We start from the raw sequence: 22449 nt of genomic DNA on the forward strand, positions 1-22449 counted from the left end.
CGTCTCATCGCCACGCCTGCGCCGACCCTATGCGCCCGCGCACCGCACCGCCGGATTCCCATCGCCGGCCGCCAGCAAGGAGATAGACCCGTGCAGACCGAACACGATCTTTACATAGACGAGACCAGGGAACGCGTGAAGCATTACTTCAGGTGGATCGAATTCACGCATTCGTCCACGAAGGCCGCAGGCGTCATGCTCGTCGCCGCGATTCTCGCGCTCATCGTGGCGAATTCGCCGATCTACGACGCCTTCCTTGGGTTCTGGCATGCTCACCTGACCTTCGGATTCGGCGAGAACGTGCGCTCGATGACGCTCGCGCATTTCATCAACGATGTGCTCATGGCCATATTCTTCCTGCTCGTAGGCCTTGAGATCAAATACGAGATGACGGTCGGCGAGCTCACGAACATCCGTCAGGCGATCCTGCCGATCATGGCGGCGGCCGGCGGCGTGGTCGCGCCCATCCTCATCTTCATCGCCTTCAACTTCGGCACCGCCACGGCAAGCGGCTGGGGCATCCCCACCGCCACCGACATCGCGTTCGCCCTAGGCGTCCTTTCGCTGCTCGGCGATCGCATCCCTTCAGGCGTGCGCGTATTCCTGAGCACGCTCGCCGTGGCCGACGACATCATCGCCATCCTGATCCTGGCCATCTTCTACGGGCAGTCGCCGAGCATCCCGTGGCTCGGAGCGGCGGCGCTCGTCATGATCGCGCTCATCGCGCTCAACAAGCGGCATGTATATGCGCTCGCCCCCTATATCGCGCTCGGCGTGGTGCTGTGGTACTGCATCTTCTCGTCGGGCATCCACTCGACGATCGCCGGCGTGCTGCTCGCCTTCGCCATCCCCTCCGGATCGCACGTGAACCTGCATACGTTCGCCGACTGGAGCGGGCGGAAGGTGGAACAGGCCCGCGAGAGCTTCGCTCCTGAAACGCCCGTCATCGCGCAAGGCGATTATCTGAAAGCCGTAGCCGAGCTCTCAAAGGTGGCAAAACAGGTCATCCCGCCCGCCGTACGTCTTGAGAAATACCTCTACCCTTGGGTATATTTCCTGATCCTGCCCTTGTTTGCGCTCACGAACGCCGATGTGCGCCTCGTCGACGGCACGCTTGGCAACGTATTCGCGAGCCCCGTGCTCTACGGCGTGTTCTTCGGCCTGCTCATCGGCAAGCCCGCCGGCATTCTGGCCATGACCCTTATCACGGTGAAATCCGGGCTGGCCGGCCTGCCGTCCGGCGCACGCGCAGCGCATATGGTGGGCGCTGCGCTGCTCGGCGGCATCGGCTTCACGATGGCGATCTTCGTCGCGAACCTCGCATTCGTCGACCCGGTGGCCGTGACCATCGCGAAGGTGGGCATCCTATCCGCATCGCTCGTCGCCGGCGTGGCCGGATTCCTGCTGCTGCTCTTCGTCAGCCGAAAAGACGCGCAGGACGACAGCTGTAAGACGGATAATCTCGCGGAGACGACAGCGTGATCGAGCTCGACGGCGGCCGCCCTTGACACGACGGCCGTTGCCGACCGCCATTCGCAACCCGCATGCAGGGCATTCCTTTAACAGAAAGGGTCCCTATGAATCATTGCATACGCGTGGCCTCGACGCCCGAGGTCTTCCTGATCGACGTTCCCTACCCGAACGTCATCACGCGCGGCACGAACTGCTACGTCGTCAAAGACGGCGACGACTGCCTGGTCGTCGATCTGGGCGCACCGTCCGATGAAGGGTATGCGTACCTGATGGCCGCGTTCGACGAGCTGGGCATCGACCCTTCGCGCGCGCGATACTTCCTCACGCATCTTCATATGGACCATGCCGGCCTCGTCGATCGCGTCGTTCCCGCAGATGCCCCGCTCTATCTCTCGCGCATTGATTTCGAGGCAAGCGCGTTCCAGCGAACCGACCTGTTCGTGCGGCAGCTGGAAGACCGTATTCGCGCCGAGGGAGCATCCGAGAGCTACATGAGGGAAGCAGCGGCCCAAGGACTCGCGCATGACTGCTGGATATCGCCTGAACGCAACCTGCGCTTCGTCGGTGAGGGCGACATGATCGATATCGGACGTTTTTCGCTGCGCGTGGTGGAAACGCCGGGCCACACGCAGGGGCATCTGACGCTGTTCGAACCCGAAAGCCGTGTCTACTTCGGCGGCGACCACATCCTTTTCGTGCTTTCGCCCGGACTTCGTTTCTCGGTTTCCGACCCGAACACCCTGCAAAACTACCTGGACAGCCTCCGCAAGGTTCAAGATCTGCAGGTATCGCGCCTGTTCCATTCGCACGGCGAGATCGAAGGCGGCGTGAACGAGCGTATCGACTGGTTGATCGGCCATCGCCACCGGCGCGTCGAACAGACGTGGAAGGCGATCAAGGAACGCCCCGGCATCACGGGAACGCAGGCGATCCGCCTCGTCCCTTGGAACACGCGCGGCAAATCCTGGGATGAAACGCCTATCCTGCTCAAGCAATGCATTTTGGAAAACGGCATGGTCGTGCTCGATCATCTGGTCAACGAGAGGCGCATCGCGCGGCGCGTCGATGGGACGGGCGCATTCCGCTACGAGCCTGCGTAGCGCGCTATAATCGCGAGCATCGCACGCTGCACTGCATTCGGAATCGCACGACTTCGCCGCGCGAAGGATGATTCGCTGGAAGTTCGTACGCCTTCGGACGCATCCGCATCCCTCCGCGATGACGGCAATCCGTGAAGCCGATCCGTCATTACGCGCAATCGACCAGGAGATACCATGTCCGCAGACGAAGACGCAACCTCTCGCATAGAGCGCCTGATCGGGCCCGAGGGCGTCGAGGCGCTCGCTGCGGCCACGGTCATGGTCATCGGTATCGGCGGCGTCGGCTCGAACTGCGCCGAGGCGCTCGCGCGCGGCGGCGTCGGGCATTTCATCCTCGTCGACCATGACGTGGTGGAGCCGAGCAACCTCAATCGCCAGGCCGTCGCCTGGCAGCATTCCCTCGGGCAGAAGAAGACCGAGGTCATGCGCGATATGATCGCCGACATCAATCCTACGGCAACGGTCGAGGTCGTCGATGCGTTCGTGCTGGAGGAAAATGTCGACGCCATCGTGAGCGACTACGCACTGCGCGCCGATTACGTCGTGGATGCGATCGATACCGTTTCGACGAAGCTCGCTCTTGCGCAAGCCGCGCAGGAGCATGGATTCTGGCTGGTCAGCGCCATGGGAGGCGGCAATAAGCTGCATCCTGAGCTCCTGCGGTTCGCCGATATCAACGACACGTTCAACTGCCGCATGTCGCGCATCATGCGCAAAGAATGCCGTAATCGCGGCATCCGCCGTCTGCGCGTCCTCTTCTCGACCGAGGAGGCGCGCGCCGCGACGACGCCTGAAGGTCAAGAGCGCGGGCAACGCGGCGGGTTGGGCACGATGCCGTACTTCCCGCCCATCATGGGCCAGATGATAGCCGGCGAGGTCATTCGCACCATCGTCGGGCTTGAAGGCTAGCCGCCTCGCGCTCCTTCAAGGGAATCAGTGAAACCCTTGTCGCCCCCAGAATGATGATGCGGATAAGCTCCTCTGGGGAAATCGGTTCCTCCTGCACGACATCCGACATGAAAGACGCCTCGTCGATGCCCTATGCATCCACATGCTTCACGTACATCATGCACTTCAGGGTAAAGGTCCCCTTGGAGCCTCCCATCGCGACATCGCGCTCTGCCGCGCGCATGAAGCCGCGGTGCTCGTAGAACTGATAGGTGCAGGCATCGTCGGTGCGCAGGAACATATCCATCCCCGCGCAAGCGCGCTCGAAGGCGGCGAGCAGCTTGGTGCCGACGCCCTTTCCCTTGCAGGCGGGATCGATCGCAAAAAACACCAGTTCGACATCGGGTTCAGAACGAAGCGACGCCTTCATGGCGCGGTTCGCCGCATCGTACGCATCGCCCCGAGACGAGGAAGGTGAAAGCCTTTCCAATAGCTTGAACAGGCGCTGAAGGAAGATGAATCGTGAATTGCGATAAGGGAGCGGCTGCCCCTTGAAACATCCGAACAAAAAGCCGACGAGCTTATCGTCCCGATACGCGCCGATAAGATAGTTCGAACGAGCAAGGGCCTCCCGTATGACATACTTCTCGTATATCCAGCGTTCAAGCGCGTTCTCGACATAGCGGTCAAGATGCATGCCCTCCATGGCGAAGCGCGCGGCCACTGCACGGTCGGCGATATTGAATTCCCTGATGACGACATCTTTCGTCATGATATCGCCGTCCATGTTCTCCATCCGTCGCCTCCCTTTCGCCGAACTGTCTGACGCAATGCGATCGGTCGGATCGACCCTCTCGCGTGCGGGAATACTTTGACGTTATAAAAAGACGGCGATCCGCGCAAGGCGCGCGGGATCGAAAAACCGACATCCATGCTTGAAGCGCGCGAATGCAACGCCAATAATGCCTTTCAGCATGCATTTCGGTAATGCCGAAAGGAGCGGAAATGGCCGATATTCCTCCTAGCCTCTTCGACATGCATTGTCACCTGGACTTCTGTAAGGACCCTGCACGCATTGCGCATGAGGCAGAGGCGCTCGGAACCGGAGCCTTCATCGCGACCGTCTCCCCTGCAGCATACGAATCGGCGCGCAAGACGCTCACCCCGTGCAGGAACGTGCGCGTCGGAGCGGGCATGCATCCTTGGTGGGTAGCCGACGGGCGCGTGACGCATGAGGATGTCGAGGCATCCGCCGACCTGGCGCGCGAGACGCATTTCATAGGCGAGATAGGCCTCGACTTCGGGAAGAGATGCCTCGAGGGAAGCATCGCGACCTACGACGAGGCAGAGGCAGACGGAAGGTGCCGACGCCCCGCAACCGTCGAGGAAGCGAAAGCCCTGCAGGTCGAAGCGTTCTCCCGCGTTCTTAAGGTCTGCGCGACCGAAGGAGGCCGCATCCTCTCCATCCATGCGGTGAAGAGCGCTGATACGGTGCTCGACCTGCTCGAACGCATGCATGCAATCGAGTCGTGCACATGCATCCTGCACTGGTTCAGCGGATCGTCGCAGGAACTCGCGCGCGCGATCAAGCTCGGATGCCGGTTCTCGTTCGGTACCCGATCGCTTGCGACGCGCAAAGGTCGAGAATACGTGAAAGCCGTGCCGATAGCCCAGCTGCTGCTGGAAACCGACTGGCCGCCTGCCGCCGGATACGAAGGATCGGCCGACGAATGGATCGCCGACCTTCGGCGCGCCGCGGAGAGCGTCGCGGCCCTACGCGGCGAGGACGCGCTTGAGAGGATTACGGAATCGAGCCGAAGACTGCTTGGCGTGTAGCGATCGATCGCGTATCGAAAGCTGACGTCAGGAAGTTCCGTCGGGCATCGAAAGCTGGTATCAGAGGGTCCCGTCGGGCGCCTAAAGCTGGCGTCAGGGGATCCCGTCGTGTGACGAAAGCCAGTGTCAAGGGATCTCGTCGTGTGCCAAAAGCCAGTGTCAAGGGGTCCGTCGGGTATGCTAGGGGATCCCGTCGGGCGGGCCGCCGCCTGAACCCTTCATTTCGCAAACGCACGGCAGGACATCTTCCAAAAAATCAGAGCTTAACGAAAAAACGCGCGTACTTCGCCTCGTACTGCCAAAATATAGACGCTTAGGGGGTATAGGAAATCAAAATCTGAATCGAATCTTATGAGACAGGATGATTTCAACCACTACATCTTGTGCCTATCTCAATACAAGCCTTGATATTGATCCATGCGAAAGCCTTGCCCGCAAATTCGACTTGCAAAATCCCCCTAAGCACTGATTTCTTGTCAGTTGGGAGTGAATCTGTGCGCACGCATTTCGACAGTCACGCAAAACCCCGGATGAAACCAGATGCAAGTCCTTGAATAGAACCGTATGAACCCCTGAGCGAAGGGGCCAAGCGAACCCTCGGACGGAACTGGACAAGTTCCTGACGGAACCGGATGATCTTCTGGACGAGGTCAGGCGAGCCTCTGGAGAAAACCAAGCGGGATCTTGAACAAAACTGGATGAACCCCTGCACGAGATCAAGCGACCCCCCCCCGGATGAAACCAGAAGCGAGCCCTCGGATAGAACCGGGCAAATCCCCGGGTGGAGCCAAGAGGGATACCTTAGACAAAACCAAGCGAGCCCTTAGACGAGTTCAAGCGAGCTTCAGCGCTCCGCGCACTATCGCGAAACGATGCAGCAAATATCCAGAGCGCGTCGTGATGAGTTTACGGTTCGTAACGCTTTTCCCGTCTCTGCCATCTCGCAACTACGGTGAGAGTCGAACAAGGAGTCGATATGAACCGTTCATTTCAAAATACTCGTCGAACCTCGGCCGACCAAGCCCCGGCCGGCTGGGTCTCGACTGATCGGATTCCAGCCAGTCCCGATCGGATTCCAGCCAGTCAGGTCTTGGCCGACGCGTCGCCCGACATCGAAAAGCAACCCGAACCCGAGCGAAAAGGCATTTTCACCGGAATATCTCCGGTCCAAATCGCAGCAACGGCTCTCGCTGCTCTGACCTCGATGTTCTTCTCATCGATCATCGGCTTTACAGGGTCGGTCATCGGCGTCGCGCTCGGCTCCATCGTGTCGACCGTATCGACGCAGGTATACAAGAACACCATCGCAAAGTCGGCCGACAAGGTTAAAGAGAAGGCGACGGGCGTTTTCGGGCCCGACGGGAAAACCGAGGTTCTACCTGGAATCGGCCTGGCAGAAAGCGATCCGGCCGAAACCGTGGCAACCGCACGCAGTCCCTATGCGAGCACCCTGCGAACCCCCGGCGCGCAGAGCGCGCAAGAGGCCCGCGACGCACAGGGCACGAAGGTCCTCCGCAGCATGCAAGACGCCTACGACGCGCAGCGTACGAGAGTCCTCCATGGTGAAAGCGGTGCAATGCCATCCTCCGACACCCCTGACTCCGCACTGCCTCCCATGGAGCGAAGCGCTGCCCAATCCCACAGCGCACGGACGGCAGCCCTCCGCGCAGCCAGAATAAGCCGCGCCAATCGGGCGAAAACGGAACGAGGCGTCGTGATCGTCGCTATCGCATCAGGGCTTATCGCCATCGCTCTTTCGGCTTTCATCATTTTCGCCGTGACGGAAGGCAAGGGCATCGGAGAGAAATCAAGCGTGTCCGACGCCGTCTTCGGCACTGCAAGCGACACGCCGGCAACCGAACAGTCCGATACCGGCAGCTCGAACAGCCAGTCCGACTCCAAGGAATCCGACACGGACAAGCAGTCCGCAGCGAACGACGATTCATCGTCGACGAAGACGGGAAGCAACGCCGACTCGACCGCGGATTCGAACTCGAATGCCTCGGCCAGCAACAAAAACGGATCTTCCGCAGACGCCTCGAGCGGCGCAGGCGATGCCAATGCCGGATCCAACGGTTCATCCGGAACGAACGGTTCGGGCTCTTCGGGCTCCGATCAGAACGCGTCGAACGGCAACGGTTCCGGCTCGTCGTCTCCCTCGACCGACTCGAACGGCTCATCGACATCGTCGAACGAAGCCGCCTCCGGCCAAAATGCAACCGGCAACTCGAGCTCGTCCCAAAGCGATACCGCCTCGAGAGCATAGAAGAGACGGAAAGCCAGACGCATCGGGCTTTTCCAGATAGCGTCCGAAGCCTTCCGCCGCTATCACCTGCATTCTAACGCGCAAGACATGGCCAATGATCTTGTGCGTCCATTGCGTGCAAGTTGTCGATGCCGCCTTCGGGATTGAACACATTCGTGCCGCAGCCCGATGATCTTGCGTATCCATTGCGGGCGAATTGTCGGGCAGCGATTTTGTTTTTCGTATTCGTCTTAATGAGTTGTCAATACACGTTGAAGGGCAATTCGGCTCTAAAAAAACTCCCTGGGGCGGCATCGTCCCAGGGAGTTCCTTCTTCAACGCGGCCGTCCCCCTTTTTTTAGATCGACCACGCCTCGGAAAGCTTCTGCAGCCGCGTCATGCGCGCGAAAAGACCGTCTTCCCGCGCGCGCAGCTCGGCCGGCGTTCCCTGCTCGACCACACGGCCCTCCTTCAGGACAACCACCTTGTCGGCATTCTCGACCGTGCGCATGCGATGCGCGATGACGAGCACGGTCTTGTCTGCGATCAGTCGCGAAAGCGCCTGTTGGACCTGCGTCTCGTTCTCTACGTCAAGCGACGCCGTAGCCTCGTCGAGCAGCAGGATGGGAGCGTCCTTGAGCAGCGCGCGGGCGATGGAGATGCGCTGGCGCTCGCCGCCCGAGAGCCGGGCACCGTTCTCGCCGATGGGCGTATCGTATCCCTGAGGCAGCTGGCTCACGAAATCATCGCAGTTCGCAGCACGTGCGGCAGCCAGCACTTCTTCGTCGGTGGCGTCGCGCCGACCCAGACGGATATTCCCCATGATGCTGTCGTCGAAGAGCACGACGTCCTGGAACACCATGGAGTAATCGCCGAGCAGCACCTCGGGTTCGACGGTCTGGATATCCACGCCGCCTACCTCGATGGTGCCGGAATCGGCATCCCAGAGGCGCGCAGCTAGGCGCGCGCAGGTCGACTTGCCCGAACCTGACGGACCGACGAGCGCCGTGACCTCGCCCTCCTTCGCCGTGAACGACGCGTTCTCGAGCACCGTGTCCGCATCGTATCCGAAGCTCACATCCGTGAACGCGATGTCATGGCCCGAAGGCGCGAAGGATTCCTTGCCGCCCGCGATAGGCTCGTCGTAGATGCTCTGCAGGCGCGTCGCCGACACCTCCGAGTAGAAGACCTCGGCAATGAGAGCCAGCGCCTGGTCGAACGGCCCGTAGATACGCGTCACGACCAGGAAGAACGCGAAGAGCGTCATGAACCCGATCTGTCCTGTCGCGATGAGCGAGGCGCCCACGAGCACCGTCGACGCGATGCCGAGGCGCATGATGGCCGCGGCGGCATTGATGAACATGCCCGACATGAGCTCGGTACGCACCATCTTGCGCTCGTGGTCGTCGATCATGCCGAAGAGCCCGGAAAGATAGCGCTTCTCCTGATTGGTCGCGCGGATCTCACGCGCGTTCTCAAGCATCTCCTGAAGGCCCTCGGCCACGCGCACGCCTGCGATGCGCACCTCGGACTGCTTGCTCGCAACCTTCCGGTGCGTACCGAACAGCAGGGCGAACGCCACGGGCACGCCCCAGAGCGCGGCGAGGGCCAGCCGCCAGTCGAACGCAAGAAGCCCGACGGCGACGATCGCCGTGGAAATATAGGCGCCGTAGAGATACCCGAGCACGTGCGACCAGACATGTTCGAGCGTCGCCACATCGCCCATCAGGACTTCCGTCAGATCGGCAAGCTCATGACGGCCGAAGAACGAAAGCGGGAGGCGGCGCAGGCGCTCGGCGATCGACAGGCGCTTCGCCTCCACCTCTCCGTAGACGCTGCTGTAGGTCGCGCCGTACTGCTTGAAGTGCGCGAAGAACGATACGGCCAGGAACGCGACGAGCCCGACGGCGTACGGGACGATGCCCGGAAGATCGCCTTCTCCCGACAGATGGTCCATGAGCTGCTTCATGAGCAGATACAGAAACATGATGCCGCCCATGTCGACCAGATTGACGACGACGGTCCAGAACGTACCGCGACGCGCGATGGCGACGCCGGAATCGGTAAGCGCGTACGTATGCTTGAATTTTTCCCCGAACAGCATCTACGACACCTCCTTTCCGACTTTCCAGTCAATCGCGGTGCAGAAGTCCTTCCACATGCGCGCATACAGCCCACCTGCGCGGACGAGCTCGTCATGCGTTCCCGACTCGACCGCACGCCCGCGATCGAGCACCACGATGCCATCGGCATGGGCGACGCTCGAGAGGCGATGGGCGACCATGATGACCGTCCGGCCTTCGGCCAAACGCTCGATCGCCTTCTGGATAAGCGCTTCGTTCTCGGGATCGGCGAAGGCCGTGGCCTCGTCCAACACGACGATGGGGGAATCCTTGAGAATGGCGCGCGCCAAGGCGATCCGCTGCTGCTCGCCTCCGGACAGGTGCACGCCTTCGGATCCCACCTGGGTTTCCAGGCCTTGGGGAAGCTTCGCTACGATATCGGCGCACTGCGCCGCCTCGAGCGCTTCCTCCACCTGGGCGCGCGTGGCGCCCGGACGCGCGATGGCCACGTTGTCGAAGACGCTCATGCGGAAGAGCCGATCGTTCTGGAATGCGAAGGACACGAGGGCCATCAGCTCATGCGGATCGATGTCGCGCACGTCCACGCCGCCGACGAGCACCTGGCCCTCATCGACGTCCCAGAATCGGGGAATGAGGCTCGCAGCGGTCGTCTTCCCGCCGCCCGACGGTCCGACCAGCGCGAACGTCGAAGACGCCGGAACCTTGAAGGAAATCCCATCGATCGCCGGGGCATCGGCGCCCGCATATGAGAACCTCGCATCGCGAAACTCTATCGAGAAGTCCGCCGGACGCTGCGGATGCTCTGGAACGGACATCTCAGGAGCTGCCATGACCTCCTCGATGCGCGAAAGCGAATCGCCTGCGGTGTTCAGCCCGTTCGCCGCGAACATCACGCGCGCGAGCGCCGTCGAGATGATGCCCGAAAACACCGCATAGAAAGCGAAGTCGCAGATGAATCCTGGAAGATCGGCGGCGGTAGGAGCCAGCAGGACCACCACCGGCACCAGCAGCGCGAAGACGCCCTCGGTGACCGTGAGGTTTATGCTCTGCGGGATGCGGCAGATCTTTCCCTCGAAGTACTGGGCCTTCTCGCTGTAGGTCTCGATCGCGCGGCGGAACGCGGCGAACGAATAGACCGTCTGCTGGAATATCTTCACGACGGGAATGCCGCGCACGTATTCGGTGCCGGCCTTTCCCAGATCCTCGAGCGAGGCTTGGAATTCGGCGATCACCCGAGCGCGGTCGCCGCCCATCATGGACATCATGCAGACGACCGATACGACGGCTGCCATCAGGCACGCAAGCCCCATGCGCCAATCGAAGGCGAGAAGCAGGACGACCATGCCGACGAACAGCACGATCGTGCCCACGATGTCGGCGAGATTGTGGGCGAGCATCGTCTCGGTCGCGGCGGCCGATCCGTCGATGCGGCGGCGCAGCGATCCCGATGCATGCGTATCGAAATACCCGAGACTGGTCTTCATCAGGTGCTCGGCGCATTGCTTGCGCATATTGGACGCGGTCCTGAACGCTGCGAGATGCGTGCACATGAGCCCGAGGAAATACACGACCAGGCCGCCTATGGCGAAGCCGAACGCGATCCAGCCGTACAGGACGACGTTCGTCGCGGCCGCCCAGTCAGGCGCCACCTGAATCAAATCCCGAGCTGCAAGCCAAATGGCGACATAGGGAACCATGCTCGCCACCATGGATGCGCCGGAGAGCGCGCACCCGAGGAACGTAAGGCGCTTATGAGGTCCGGCGAAGGCGAGCAGCCTGGTCAGAACCCCCTTCTGCGCTTCCTTTCCTTTCGACATGCTGTTCCTTCCTTCCACATGCGGGTCCTATTTTGTTAAAGTAGTCTAACTATTGAAAGAAGATGCACGCCGCCTCATTCTGCAAGACGAACGATTGGCAACGCATTCCGTACGAAACAGTGCAGACCTAGTGAGGAGGCTCTATGCCTCGCGCCGTCGAAAACGATCTCGAACGAGCGCTTTCAGCGTTGGATCCGCGCGTGCGCAGCGTTTTCGCCACGCAGCTCATGCAGTTCGGAGCCTCTCCGGCTCCCATCGCCTATGGATCGCTCATGCGCATCGATTCGGCGCTCGCGCGCGGATGGATGTGGTCGAGCCCCATCGAGGACGATTGCGCTATCGTCATGCTGTGCGTCAAGATGAACGCCCCGACCATTCTCGAGGAAAAACCGGAGACCCCCTACGCGATGCTGTCCCTTGTATCGGCTGCAGACATGAAGGCGCTGCGCCGAACCGCATCCGAGACGCCGGATCGGTCGCCCTGGGACCATGCGGCTCTCGAAATGAACGCTCCGTTCTCACCTGGACTCGAGAACCACGTCATGGCAGCCACCATGCATCCGGGATCGTATGCATTCCCCTTGGAAACCGACCAGATATACCGAGCCGCCAACGTGATTCTGTTCGAGCCGTTCCTGGACCGCAATCCCGAAGCCGCCGCAGCCTTCGAAGAAACGAACGCCCCGATCGCACTCGACGAATCGCTCGAACTCCGGGAGATCCTGCGCTCCCTGTCCATGCGGCATGCCTCCAAGCCGGGAGCGTCGCTGTTCTATTCAGGGAAGATGCGCGAAGCCATCGGGAGCTTCGCGGCGTACCGGCACGACGAGGCCATGCGTCGCCAGGCCGCAGGCCGCCATGCCGACGAGGATATCGTGGGCGCCGCGAAGACCGTTCTCTCCGAAACCATCGATGAGCCTCTCACCATTTCCGAGCTTGCAGGACGGCTCTATGTAGGACGCACGTACTTGTGCGAGACCTTCAAACGCGTGACGGGAGAAAGCATCGGGACATACGGCATCCGTCTTCGCATGAGAAAAGCGGAGGAACTGCTCGCGTTTTCCGAAGAGACGATCGACGACGTGGCGCGGCAGGTCGGATTCAAACACCGCAGCGGCCTGTGCGCGGCGTTTCGCCGGGAAACCGGTATGACGCCCTCCGCGTGGCGCCGAAACCGCACATGAGCTTCCGGCGAGAAGCGCCCTGGCCAGGGCAATGGCTCCGGATCGCACGACCGGCGCGAGGCTGCGGGCCGCAATCGGAACGCATCCTTGGCGCCTCATGAGCTCGCCCTTGGAAAGCCTCCTCAGCTCGCGCGGCCGGATTCCATCTCCATAACGGTATCGGCGAAGGCGAGCGTGGATGCGCGATGCGACACGAGCACGATGGTCCTTTCGCCCGCCTGGTCGCGCAGCGATTTCAGAATCACGCCCTCGTTAAGCGCATCGAGGTTGCTCGTCGGCTCGTCCAGCAGCATGAGCGGCGCGTCGTGCAAGAACGCACGTGCGATGCCGATGCGCTGGCGCTCCCCTCCCGAAAGCGTATCGCCCAGCTCGCCGACGTTCGTGTCGTAGCCGTCCGGCAACGTCTCGATGAAGTCATGGATTGAAGCCGCCTTCGCCGCAGCGACAATGTCCTCGCGCGATGCGCCGGGACGCCCGACCTCGATATTGCGGGCGATCGTGTCGTGGAACAGCCAGGTCTCCTGCGTCACGTACGACTCGCAGCTGCGCAAATCGGTCGTGTTCACATGGCGCAGATCGCGCGCAGGGCCTGAGGCCTGACGCACGGACAGCGACCCGCCGGTCACGTCCCAGAAACGCATCATGAGCTTGAGCAGCGTCGACTTCCCGCTGCCGCTTTGGCCGTGGATGCCCACGACCGCGCCTTTCGGGATGTCGAACGACATGCCCGAAAGGATCTCGTCGTCGGCGTACGCGAAGGACACATCGTCGGCAACCATCCCATGAAACGAGGCAGGCTGTTCCCCTTCGATATCTTCCACCTGGGGTTTCTCATCAAGCAATGCCAACACGCGTTCGCCGGCGGCAAGCGTCTGGTTCAAGCTGTTCGAAAGGCTCGCAAGAGCCACCACCGGACCGAACGAACCCATGACGGCGACCGTCGAGACGATCATGGCCGTGAATCCTATGGACCCTATGCCGAACTGGAAGACGGAGACGGCAAGCGCCAGAACCGAGAAGAGCTGGATGGCGGCGTTGGTCATCGAGCGCTGCGATGCCTCTATGCCGGCAAGCCCCTCCTGCAGCCGACCCAGCGCGCGCGAGCGCTCGTCGATGGCACGGCCGCGCACGGTGCCCTGCCCGTACTGGATCGTTTCGTCCAGGCCGTGCAACGACTCGAGGATGAAACCGTTCATCCGGGCGAACGATTCGCGGAACGCGAAGCCGACCTGCGCGCCGCGACGGCCGTGCGCGATCGGGATAAGAACGCCCACCACCGTGTAGCCTGCAAGGGCGACCAGCGAGACGGCCGCGCTCTGCGTCGAGATGAACGCCGCCATGCAGGCGGAGACAATGACGGCGATCGCGATGGGCGATATCGTATGGGCGTAGAAGACCTCGAGCAGCTCGATGTCGGAGGTGATGAGCGAAACGAGATCGCCCTTGTCGCGTCCCTCGAGCTTCGCGGGGCAGAGCGTCCGCAGCACGGCGAAGACGCGGTGGCGGACGATGGCGAGCAGGCGGAATGCGATGAAGTGGTTGCAATATTGCTCGCCGTAGTGCAGAAGCCCGCGCGCCACCGCCATGACGGCGAGGGCGACGAAGAGCACCGGGATGCCGACGGGTCCTGCGACGGGCATATCGATCAGAGCCTCGGAGGAAAAAGATGCCCCCGCAAAAGCGCCTTCGAGACCGGCCGAGATGCCGAAGGCGGCCAGAATCGTGATGAAGATGGCACACAGGTAGCCGACCGATCCCAGGAGGATGGCCAGCACCATGATGGGCACCAACGGCTTGACCAGGACGATGAGGCGACCCATGATGTCCGCGCCCGAGCGGCGCGCGGATGTTGCGTTCGTGTCGTTCATGCCACGACCTCCTGCGTCGAGAATCGTTCGAGCGCCATCTGCTGATCGAACAGCGCGCGGAAGGCCCCGTCGGCGGCCATAAGCTCCTCGTACGTGCCGGACTCGCGGATCACGCCGCCCTCCAGCAGGCAGATGCGATCGGAAGCGACCACATTGGCCAGGCGGTGCGAGATCAGCACCACCGTCTTGCCGTGCTCGCGCGTCAGTCGATGCACGACGCGCATGACGGCCTCTTCGCTTTCGACATCGATATTCGACGTGGCCTCGTCGAGGATATATGCAGGCGAATCATGCAGGAGCGCACGGGCGAAGGCCAAACGCTGCCGTTGCCCGCCCGAGAGGTTGCTTCCCTGTTCCTCGAGCTCGAAAGACAGCCCTCCTTGCATCCGCACGAAATCGGCGAGCCGCGTCTCCTCGAGCACGCCCCACAGACGCCCGTCCGTGGCATCGGGTGCGGCCATGCGCAGGTTCTCGGCGATCGTGCCCTTGAATACATAGCTGTTGTGAGGAAGCGTCGTAATGGCGCGCATCAGGCTTTCCTCCGATGCGTCGGAAAGCTCCACGCCTCCGACCTGCACGCTTCCTTCGTACCCTTCGTTGCGCCCCATCAAAACGCCTGCGATCGTGGATTTGCCGCAGCCCGACGCGCCCACGAGAGAGACGAAGCTGCCCTGGGGAACATCCAAGTCCACGCCCCGCAGCACCTCATGGCCCTCTGCATACGAGAAGCGAAGGCCGCGCAGGACGATGTCGACGCCGTCGCGCGGCACCTCGATGTCGCCTTTCTTCCCTTCAGGCGCATCGATCAGAGCGAAGATGCGGTCGCTCGCCGCCATGCCGTTCATCGCGATATGAAAGAACGATCCCAGAACGCGCATGGGAATGAAGAACTCGGAGGCCAGAAGGACGATCATGACGACGCCGAACAATCCGACGTCTCCTGCATAGAACTGCGTGAGCGCCGTGATGATGCCGACGGCGGCCCCGCCGTACGCGACGATGTCCATGACCGTCGTCGAATTCAGCTGCATCGTAAGCACCTTCATCGTGATGCGGCGGAAATGCTCGGCATCGGCGTCCATCCGGCGTGCGTGCTCGCCGTCGGCCCGGTAGATCTTGAGCGTGGTCATGCCCTGCAGATTCTCAAGGAACGAATCGCCCAGCCCGGCATAGGCGTCCCAATAGTGCGAAAGCAGGCGGCGCGCGACGGTCTGGACCGCGGCGATGCTTGCCGGAATGAGAGGAACGCACAGGAGCAAGACCAGCGCGGACGGCAGATTCACGAACGAAAGCGCGCCGAAAAGCGTGAGCGGCGCGAGCATGGCGTAGAAGAACTGCGGAAGGTAGCGCCCGAAATAGGTTTCGAGCTGTTCGACGCCCTCGCCTGCCATCTGCACGACCTCGGAGGTCGCCACGCTCTGTCGGTACGAAGCGCCCAGACGCAGCAGCTTGCCGTAGATGCGCCCGCGCAGGATGCGTTTGACGTCCACGCTTGCCGCAAACGACGCTTTCGCCGCCTTGCGGTCGCAGACGAAGCGCAGGGCGGCCCCCGCGACGATGCCGGCAAGCCACGCCGCATCCGCCGTCGCAAGGTCGCCGCTCGCGGCGTGCGATACGAGAGCGGCCACGCACAGCACGATGGCGATCTGGCAAAGGAGCGAAATCCACTGCCAGACGACCTGATATACGATGTATTTCCGCGCGTGGGCGAGCAGCCTCACGAGCCGTACCTTTATCATGAACGCACATCCTATCGCAGCAAGCGCGAACCTCGATCGGCTGCGAGACGCACGCGTGCCGATCGTTGTTCACCCCAGGAAACTCATACCGATAGTAGCCCGAATGCGCGTCGCGCGCCACAAGCCTTCGGGCGTCGGTACCATTGCTATCGGCGGCAGCCCGCACGCGCGTCGGGCGGTATCGGCAGCAGCCCGCACGCTCGTCGGGAGACATCGGGCGATTCATATTCTCCTGCTTGCAGACGTATCGGGACACGCGCTGCCGGGAACGTTCCGGCGCGCGTCATCTAGGCAGGTCGTCCAAGAGCCGACATGCATGGCGCATATGCCGTTGAACGCGACGGACGCCCTTTTCTGCAGGCCGATTCATCCGAAATATGCCTCGACGACGCATACGAGGAGCGCGCGTTGCGCGATAATGCGACCTGTCCGATACGAGCGATACGAGCGTGCAGGAGACGACCATGGCGAAGAAGAAAAGCAAGGTGCAGGAACCCATCCAGCAGATCGGCGCATGGGAGCACGCCCTGCCCTATCTCGACGGCACCTATTGGATCCGCTCGTTCGCCGTCATTTTCCTCATCGGGCTCATCGTGCAGGGGGCGGCGGAAACATCCGATTCCCTATCCCTCTCCGTCATCGGATGGGCGCTCATCTTCGGCGGCGCCTCCATTTTCGGCGCGAAGATCCTGCTCGTCACGGCCGGGAAGATCATCCGGTGGTTCGGACGCAAGATCGGAGGCGGCGTCTGCGGCCCGCGCGCCGAAGCGGCGGCCAGCATCTGCGACCGGCTGAATCCGACCTGGGCATTCGTCATCTTCGTCTTCATCGGCGGCATCCACGGCTTCAACGCGCTTTGATTCGCCGACGCATAGGCCGAATCGTCGGGGAAATGAAGAAACCCGGCCCACCGGCCAAGACGGTAATAGAAGGGCCTCCGCTCGACATGTTCGAACGGAGGCCCTTCTTGCGGCCCGGGCACGCGGAGGGGTGTGCGCCCGGACCCAATATGCCGCGCGTCGATTACGCGGTCGCGAGGAATTTCCCGACGGACTTGCCGCATTCGCGCCCGAGCGTGATGGCCATGGCAAGCGACATGCCCGGAATCGGAGTGATGTATTCGTATCCGAAGCGGCGGCCGCAGTCGTTGCCCGACACGTAGAGACCGGGAATCGGGTCGTAGTTCGCATCGACCGCATTCTGGTCGCCGTCGGTCAGGATGCCTCCGCAGGTGACCATCGTCTCGCCCAACGCAGGATCGAAGGTGCAGGCGTAGAACGGGGCGGTATCGACCGGGAAGAGCACGGCGGCATCGCGTCCGAACTCCTGATCGGCGCCTTCTTTGCAATAGGAGTTGTAATCCTCGATGCTCTTCAGGAAGGTCTGCAGGGCATCGCCCTCGAAGCCGAGCTGGCGGCCCAGGCCCTCAAGCGTGTCGTCGGCTATGTATTCGACCTCGACCATCGGACCCATCTGCTTCTTCTCTTCCCCGCCCGCAGGCTCTTCGTACGTGCCCTTGAACTTCGCATAGGCCTTGTCGAGCGATGCCTGCAGGTTGGCGATGTTCTCGTCGGTGGCGTTGAAGCCCGCATGCTGGGGGATCGTGTACTGGCGGTACTCGGGGAAGTTGGCATCGAGGACGGCGAACTTAGTCTTGCGCGTCTTGTACACGGTCTGCAGGCCGCGCTGCTCGGCGGTCGGATAGAACTCGTTGCAGAAGCGCTTGCCCCGCTCATCGAGCCAGACGGCCTGCGGCAGGCAGTTCATCTTGCCGGGAACGGACAGCCCCTTCATGTTCATGCCCGGGATGGGGCACGTCTCGAGATGCGCGCCGGCCCAGTAGGCCATCTGCACGCCGCGGCCGTTGTTGGGCGACATGGACGAGAGGCTTTCCCCCTCGACGAGCGCATGGTACATATCGGGCATGAGATCGTTCATCATCTCGACGTTGCCGCCGAAACCGCCGCACGCGATGACGACCGCCTTGCAGACGAACTTGATGTTGCCGCTCTCGTTGGAAGCCACCAGTCCGGCAACTTTGCCGTCCTTCATGATCACGTACTGCGCCTCGGTCGCGAAAAGGAACTCGGCGCCCGCGGCCTTGGCCGCCTCGCGGTTGTAGCCATGGATCTTCGTCTGGTTGCAATCGCCGTAGAAGCTGCAGACGGACGGCCAGAACTTGATGGCGCCCAGATGATCGAGCTGATGCTCGGTCTGAGGAAAGAACGCCGTGGTCATCGTCGCGAAATCATCATCGCTCAGGCCTTCGAGATACCAATCGGAATTCGCGCCGGAGTTCTGGCAGAACTTCATCACGAGCTCTTGGTTGGGATAGTTCCCGGTGATGGTCATATAGTTCTGATAGAACTCGACCGGATCGATATGGGGCACGCCGCGCTCCTGAAGGATGCTGGCGTTCAGCGAGGCGAATTCGTTGCCGACCGCAGCATAGCCCTCCTCGGTCTGCTTCTCCACGAGGTAGACCTTCTTGCCTTCCTCGGCGAGCTCGCGACAGGCGGTGATGCCTGCGAAACCGTGGCCGCAGACGACGACGTCGCAATCGATTTCCTGCGCGAAGTCGGAAACCTCTTCAGGGGCGACGCGCCATGACTGGTTGGGAAGCTCGGCTGCGGTCGTTGAAGACGAGCCGTCCGCGCCGATCCCCGATGCGCTCGGAGCGCATCCGCCCAGCGCCGCCGCAGCCGCGCCGCCGGCACCCATGATGCCGAGGCCCTTCAAGAAATTCCTACGAGTCAGTTCGGACATTGCGATTCCCTTCCCTCTTTCCTTTGCGCCGCCGACCCATCCGATTCGTCCGACCTATGCGGACGAGCGCCCTCCGTAAGCGCGGGCGACGGTCATGCGAGCGCCGATGAAACGAGCTCCGCAGGTCTGCGTGTCTGCATGTCCGCGGGTTCGCATGCCCACATGATGCAGGCAAGCGTCTTAGCGTTGCTTGCAGGTGCGTTGGCATTGCTCGCAGGTTCATCGACGTTGCCGGCAATGCTAGACGGCTGCTTGCCGCCTGCACATCGCGGAAACTATGCATTTAGCTATGAACTGGCCTTTCAGGCATCAAGGAAATTAGGTATCTTGGACGGCAGCGCGATGCGAATCCCCTAAGATACGAGATGCGATGCTGAGAAACCCCTATGATGCGAGCCCCTTGGAACGCAGCATGCGAATCCCGGGGCCGCGCAAGACGCATCTCAAAGGTCGCCGGTTTGCCGAGGAGCTTTCCCCGCGCGGCCCCGAGCGTACCGTTCTGGTGCTCACGAGCCAGCTTGAGAACGACGCAGCAAGACCGATGCCGCATGATCCTTATCCCGAAAGAAGGAGCGCATGGAAGAGCACCCAGGAAACCCTGACGCATACGCCATGCGTCTGCTCGCGTTCATCGCATTCTTTGCAACGATTCCCCTGTATTCTCCCAACGTCGTCCCCTTCAACGGTATCGCCATAGCCGACGGTATCGTGAAGGCGTTCGTGGAGCCTCTGATGGCAGGTGCTATCTTCGCCTCCGCCATACTGTTCCTCGCAACGCTGAAAACAGGCGGGTTCGGCGGACAGATGCTGCCTGGCAAAACGATGTTCCGTGGCACCCTGCCCTTCGGTGCCTTGTCCTCCGGTGCCCGATTCTCCAACGTCCTGTCCGCCGGTGCCCGGCCTTCCAGCACCTCGCCTTCCGGTGCGCCGTCCTCAAACGTCCTGCCCTCTGGCGCACGGCCTTCCGGCGCCTTGCCCTCCAGCATCCTGCCTTCCGGGACTCTATCCTCCGAAGTCCTGCCCTGGATCGCGTGCGCCCTCTATGCGACATCGATGCTTACGTTCTACCTGTCGTGCGCGGGAGTCTTCCCCTTCGCGCCGATGGCAGTCGGCGCTTCGGGCGCCTTGGCGGGAATATGTATCATTCCCCTGTTCATCATATGGGCGAAGTCGTTTTCGGGAGAAGGGCCCCGACGGCTGCTCCTAACGCTCTGCCTGACCGTAGGCACGACGGCAGTTACGAACTGGCTGTTCACGTACCTTCCCGCTACACCTCTCGTGGCAGTGTGCTCACTGCTCGTGCTCGCCGGTTCGTTCTGGCCTCTTCTGACTTCCTTGCTTGACCGCAAGCATGCACAAGGCTCGATTGCGACCGAAGACTCCATAAACGCCGCGGCGGCCGTCCGAGCGACGAAATTCGACGCGGAGAACGCTATTGCCATCGACGCAACCTCTCCTGACAAGAAGGGTGCCATCAGCGCGACTTCCCCTGATGCCTCCCGCATCGAAGAGGCTGTCCATCTCACGGACCGGGAGGGCGAAGCGCAAGCCCGCGCGAACGCATCGGAGCGCGGCGATGCGAACCCATCGGATGCATCTCGCTTCGAGCTAGGCACTCGACCGGCGAAAGCGAATTCCTTCGCGAACGTTTCGGAGGAGGCTCCCTTCGATTCCAAGGGCATGATGCGCCGGTTCGCATCGGTCCTGATGCCGGCCATCGTCGGGCTGGCGATGTTCGCATACTTCATGGGTGTCTCGCACGCCATGCTCTTCGACGCGATCAGCGCGGAATCCGTCGGCGGCGCGCTTGGGGCGCTCATCGTCGCTGTATTCTGCCTGCGCCCCTCCGACGGACCGCTTCTGCATACGCTCTATCAGGTGCTGCTTCCCATCGCATCACTCGTCACCGTAGTATTCATCACGTTGCCCGAACACTGGGCCTTCATGCCCGAAGCGTTTTCCGCCGTCACCTACACGTTCTTCTGCATTGCCGCACTGCTTGCCCTGGGCTTGGGGCTTGCAGGATCGAATGCAGGAGAGTTCCCGACGTCGCTCGTGGTATCGGGTCTCACGCTTGCATTTGCACTCGCAAGCGCGGCGGGATTGGCGAGCGGTTCCGCCTCGTCACCCTCCGAGACCTGGTTCATCCCCACATCCATCATCGCTGTATATGCGGCCTACCTCATACTTCCGCCCATCATCGGAAACGCGCGTCTCATTGATTCGTCGCGAGAAGGACGTGAGCTCGGAAGTCTTGAGGGCGGTTTCGAGAACGTCGCCGTTGCGGACGATCAAGACGGAATGTCCGCCGCTGCGGAGCACGCGGCGCCTGCGATGGACGATACGTTCTTCAAGCAGAAGGCGGAAGAAATCGGCGATGCATTCCGCCTTTCCCCGCGAGAGCGCGAGATCCTTGGCTACATAGGACGGGGACACTCGTCGGTCTATATCGCAAAGACCCTGGTCATATCGGAAAATACCGTCTACACGCATGTGAGGAACATCTATCGGAAAACCGGAGCGGACTCGCGCGAGGAGCTCTTGGAGATGTTCATTCCCTCGCGGTAGCGACGAGGTTTTTACCCTTGTTCTCGTTCTTGTTCTCGTTCTCGATCCCGTTCTCGGCCTCGGCACCGACAAGATTTCACCCTCGCTCTCGGCGCGGCTCTTTCCTTTGCAGAAACGGTGAGATCTTTTGACCTGCTCTTCTTTTCCCTTTCGCCCTTCTTTTCCTTTTCTCCTTTCTTTTTCACGATAGCGGCATAACACTTCATCCTCGCGGCGACGGCATAGCGTTCCGTCCGGTGCCAACCGTCCCCGACGTACAAACGATGCGAGATCGTTCCTGACGCAAAGCCGCTGGTCTGATACCAAACCGCCCTTAGTTCAAGGCTGCTGGTCCGATATCAAACCTTTCCTGATGTAAAGGTGCTGGCCTGACGCAAAGCCGCTCCCAATTCAAGGTTGCTGGCCCGAAGTGGATTGAATGGGACAGGGGGGTATAGGGCGTTTTACATCGAAAAATTCAGAGTCGATGCCAAAAAATCGCTGTTTAGAGAGTCTCGGACGCAATTTATATTGTATTTACAACAAAAGTATCCCTGATGAGATGAAATTCGGTTGTTGTTACAACATATGTACTGAAAATATACCCCTATAGGGTATACTAAGCTTTATTTTTTTGGCAGTTGAGAGGGTTTTCACTTACGGGAGACTCGTGAGCCAGGTCGTACAGGAGAGTCGTGAGCCAGGTCGTGAGTCGATCACGGCGCTGGAAATCGGCATCGGTTTTGGAATACGGGGAGAACGCCGCACGTAATTACTTCGCCGTGCGCCGATCGTTGCCGGGTCATACGTCAAGTCATGCGCCGATCACGGTGTCGGAAGTCGACGCCGGCCCTGCGGAAGAAAACGGACGGCCGTCGCCTAGGATCGTGTATCGCGACATA

At 61.4% G+C, this 22449-nt stretch carries 14 protein-coding genes; 8 read left to right on the forward strand and 6 right to left on the reverse strand.

Annotated elements, in window-relative coordinates; translation table 11 throughout:
* The first annotated feature begins 90 nt into the window (after positions 1–90).
* The 3 genes from nhaA (at position 91) to HMPREF0762_RS08765 (ending at position 3482) form a co-directional block, all read left to right on the forward strand.
* Positions 91–1482, forward strand: a complete 1392-nt coding sequence (gene nhaA, locus HMPREF0762_RS08755) for a Na+/H+ antiporter NhaA (RefSeq protein WP_040619589.1) — start codon at positions 91–93, stop codon at positions 1480–1482.
* A gap of 95 nt (positions 1483–1577) precedes the next feature.
* Positions 1578–2573, forward strand: a complete 996-nt coding sequence (locus tag HMPREF0762_RS08760; RefSeq protein ID WP_006363326.1) for an MBL fold metallo-hydrolase — start codon at positions 1578–1580, stop codon at positions 2571–2573.
* A 174-nt stretch (positions 2574–2747) separates the two neighbouring features.
* Positions 2748–3482: a tRNA threonylcarbamoyladenosine dehydratase gene (locus HMPREF0762_RS08765; RefSeq protein ID WP_006363327.1), complete on the forward strand. Its 735-nt coding sequence runs from the start codon at positions 2748–2750 to the stop codon at positions 3480–3482.
* A 130-nt stretch (positions 3483–3612) separates the two neighbouring features.
* Here the strand turns inward: HMPREF0762_RS08765 and HMPREF0762_RS08770 are convergent, their stop codons facing one another.
* Positions 3613–4257 (reverse strand): GNAT family N-acetyltransferase, encoded by a 645-nt coding sequence (locus HMPREF0762_RS08770; protein ID WP_006363328.1) that lies wholly within the window; start codon positions 4255–4257, stop codon positions 3613–3615.
* A 209-nt stretch (positions 4258–4466) separates the two neighbouring features.
* Between HMPREF0762_RS08770 and HMPREF0762_RS08775 the strand changes: the two genes are divergently transcribed.
* Both HMPREF0762_RS08775 and HMPREF0762_RS08780 read left to right on the forward strand, forming a co-directional pair.
* Positions 4467–5297 carry a TatD family hydrolase gene (locus tag HMPREF0762_RS08775; protein WP_040619502.1) on the forward strand — a complete coding sequence of 277 codons (831 nt, stop codon included), beginning with the start codon at positions 4467–4469 and terminating at the stop codon, positions 5295–5297.
* 976 nt (positions 5298–6273) lie between these two features.
* Positions 6274–7563, forward strand: coding sequence for a hypothetical protein (locus HMPREF0762_RS08780; protein WP_006363330.1), 1290 nt, complete (start codon positions 6274–6276; stop codon positions 7561–7563).
* Positions 7564–7900: 337 nt separating this feature from the next.
* On the opposite strand, the gene HMPREF0762_RS08785 is transcribed toward HMPREF0762_RS08780, so the two are convergent.
* On the reverse strand, positions 7901–9646 hold the full coding sequence (locus HMPREF0762_RS08785) for an ABC transporter ATP-binding protein (protein ID WP_006363331.1): 1746 nt from the start codon (positions 9644–9646) through the stop codon (positions 7901–7903).
* Positions 9647–11443, reverse strand: a complete 1797-nt coding sequence (locus tag HMPREF0762_RS08790; RefSeq protein ID WP_006363332.1) for an ABC transporter ATP-binding protein — start codon at positions 11441–11443, stop codon at positions 9647–9649.
* Between the two features lie 143 nt (positions 11444–11586).
* On the opposite strand from HMPREF0762_RS08790, the gene HMPREF0762_RS08795 reads away from it, so the two are divergent.
* A complete protein-coding gene (locus HMPREF0762_RS08795) occupies positions 11587–12627 on the forward strand; it encodes a helix-turn-helix transcriptional regulator (RefSeq protein WP_006363333.1) in 1041 nt (346 codons plus the stop codon).
* A 122-nt stretch (positions 12628–12749) separates the two neighbouring features.
* On the opposite strand, the gene HMPREF0762_RS08800 is transcribed toward HMPREF0762_RS08795, so the two are convergent.
* The gene (locus HMPREF0762_RS08800; protein WP_006363334.1) at positions 12750–14495 is read right to left on the reverse strand and encodes an amino acid ABC transporter ATP-binding/permease protein; all 1746 of its coding nucleotides are present in this window, start codon (positions 14493–14495) and stop codon (positions 12750–12752) included.
* A complete protein-coding gene (locus HMPREF0762_RS08805) occupies positions 14492–16234 on the reverse strand; it encodes an ABC transporter ATP-binding protein/permease (RefSeq protein WP_006363335.1) in 1743 nt (580 codons plus the stop codon). Before HMPREF0762_RS08805 ends, HMPREF0762_RS08800 begins: the two co-directional genes overlap by 4 nt.
* Positions 16235–16698: 464 nt before the next feature.
* Here HMPREF0762_RS08805 and HMPREF0762_RS08810 point away from each other — a divergent pair, with 464 nt between their 5' ends.
* On the forward strand, positions 16699–17094 hold the full coding sequence (locus tag HMPREF0762_RS08810) for a hypothetical protein (RefSeq protein WP_040619504.1): 396 nt from the start codon (positions 16699–16701) through the stop codon (positions 17092–17094).
* A 163-nt stretch (positions 17095–17257) separates the two neighbouring features.
* On the opposite strand, the gene HMPREF0762_RS08815 is transcribed toward HMPREF0762_RS08810, so the two are convergent.
* A complete protein-coding gene (locus tag HMPREF0762_RS08815; RefSeq protein WP_006363339.1) occupies positions 17258–19000 on the reverse strand; it encodes an FAD-binding protein in 1743 nt (580 codons plus the stop codon).
* A gap of 576 nt (positions 19001–19576) precedes the next feature.
* Between HMPREF0762_RS08815 and HMPREF0762_RS08820 the strand changes: the two genes are divergently transcribed.
* Positions 19577–21568, forward strand: a complete 1992-nt coding sequence (locus tag HMPREF0762_RS08820; protein WP_006363341.1) for a helix-turn-helix transcriptional regulator — start codon at positions 19577–19579, stop codon at positions 21566–21568.
* The last annotated feature ends 881 nt before the right edge of the window (positions 21569–22449 follow it).

Source organism: Slackia exigua ATCC 700122, from assembly GCF_000162875.1.
Lineage (GTDB): Bacteria > Actinomycetota > Coriobacteriia > Coriobacteriales > Eggerthellaceae > Slackia > Slackia exigua.

Coding starts and splice junctions, on each gene's coding strand:
- HMPREF0762_RS08760 (WP_006363326.1), top strand. CDS start 1,578: ATGAATCATTGCATACGCGTGGCCTCGACGCCCGAGGTCTTCCTGATC.
- HMPREF0762_RS08765 (WP_006363327.1), top strand. CDS start 2,748: ATGTCCGCAGACGAAGACGCAACCTCTCGCATAGAGCGCCTGATCGGG.
- HMPREF0762_RS08770 (WP_006363328.1), bottom strand. CDS start 4,257: ATGGAGAACATGGACGGCGATATCATGACGAAAGATGTCGTCATCAGG.
- HMPREF0762_RS08775 (WP_040619502.1), top strand. CDS start 4,467: ATGGCCGATATTCCTCCTAGCCTCTTCGACATGCATTGTCACCTGGAC.
- HMPREF0762_RS08780 (WP_006363330.1), top strand. CDS start 6,274: ATGAACCGTTCATTTCAAAATACTCGTCGAACCTCGGCCGACCAAGCC.
- HMPREF0762_RS08785 (WP_006363331.1), bottom strand. CDS start 9,646: ATGCTGTTCGGGGAAAAATTCAAGCATACGTACGCGCTTACCGATTCC.
- HMPREF0762_RS08790 (WP_006363332.1), bottom strand. CDS start 11,443: ATGTCGAAAGGAAAGGAAGCGCAGAAGGGGGTTCTGACCAGGCTGCTC.
- HMPREF0762_RS08795 (WP_006363333.1), top strand. CDS start 11,587: ATGCCTCGCGCCGTCGAAAACGATCTCGAACGAGCGCTTTCAGCGTTG.
- HMPREF0762_RS08800 (WP_006363334.1), bottom strand. CDS start 14,495: ATGAACGACACGAACGCAACATCCGCGCGCCGCTCGGGCGCGGACATC.
- HMPREF0762_RS08805 (WP_006363335.1), bottom strand. CDS start 16,234: ATGATAAAGGTACGGCTCGTGAGGCTGCTCGCCCACGCGCGGAAATAC.
- HMPREF0762_RS08810 (WP_040619504.1), top strand. CDS start 16,699: ATGGCGAAGAAGAAAAGCAAGGTGCAGGAACCCATCCAGCAGATCGGC.
- HMPREF0762_RS08815 (WP_006363339.1), bottom strand. CDS start 19,000: ATGTCCGAACTGACTCGTAGGAATTTCTTGAAGGGCCTCGGCATCATG.
- HMPREF0762_RS08820 (WP_006363341.1), top strand. CDS start 19,577: ATGGAAGAGCACCCAGGAAACCCTGACGCATACGCCATGCGTCTGCTC.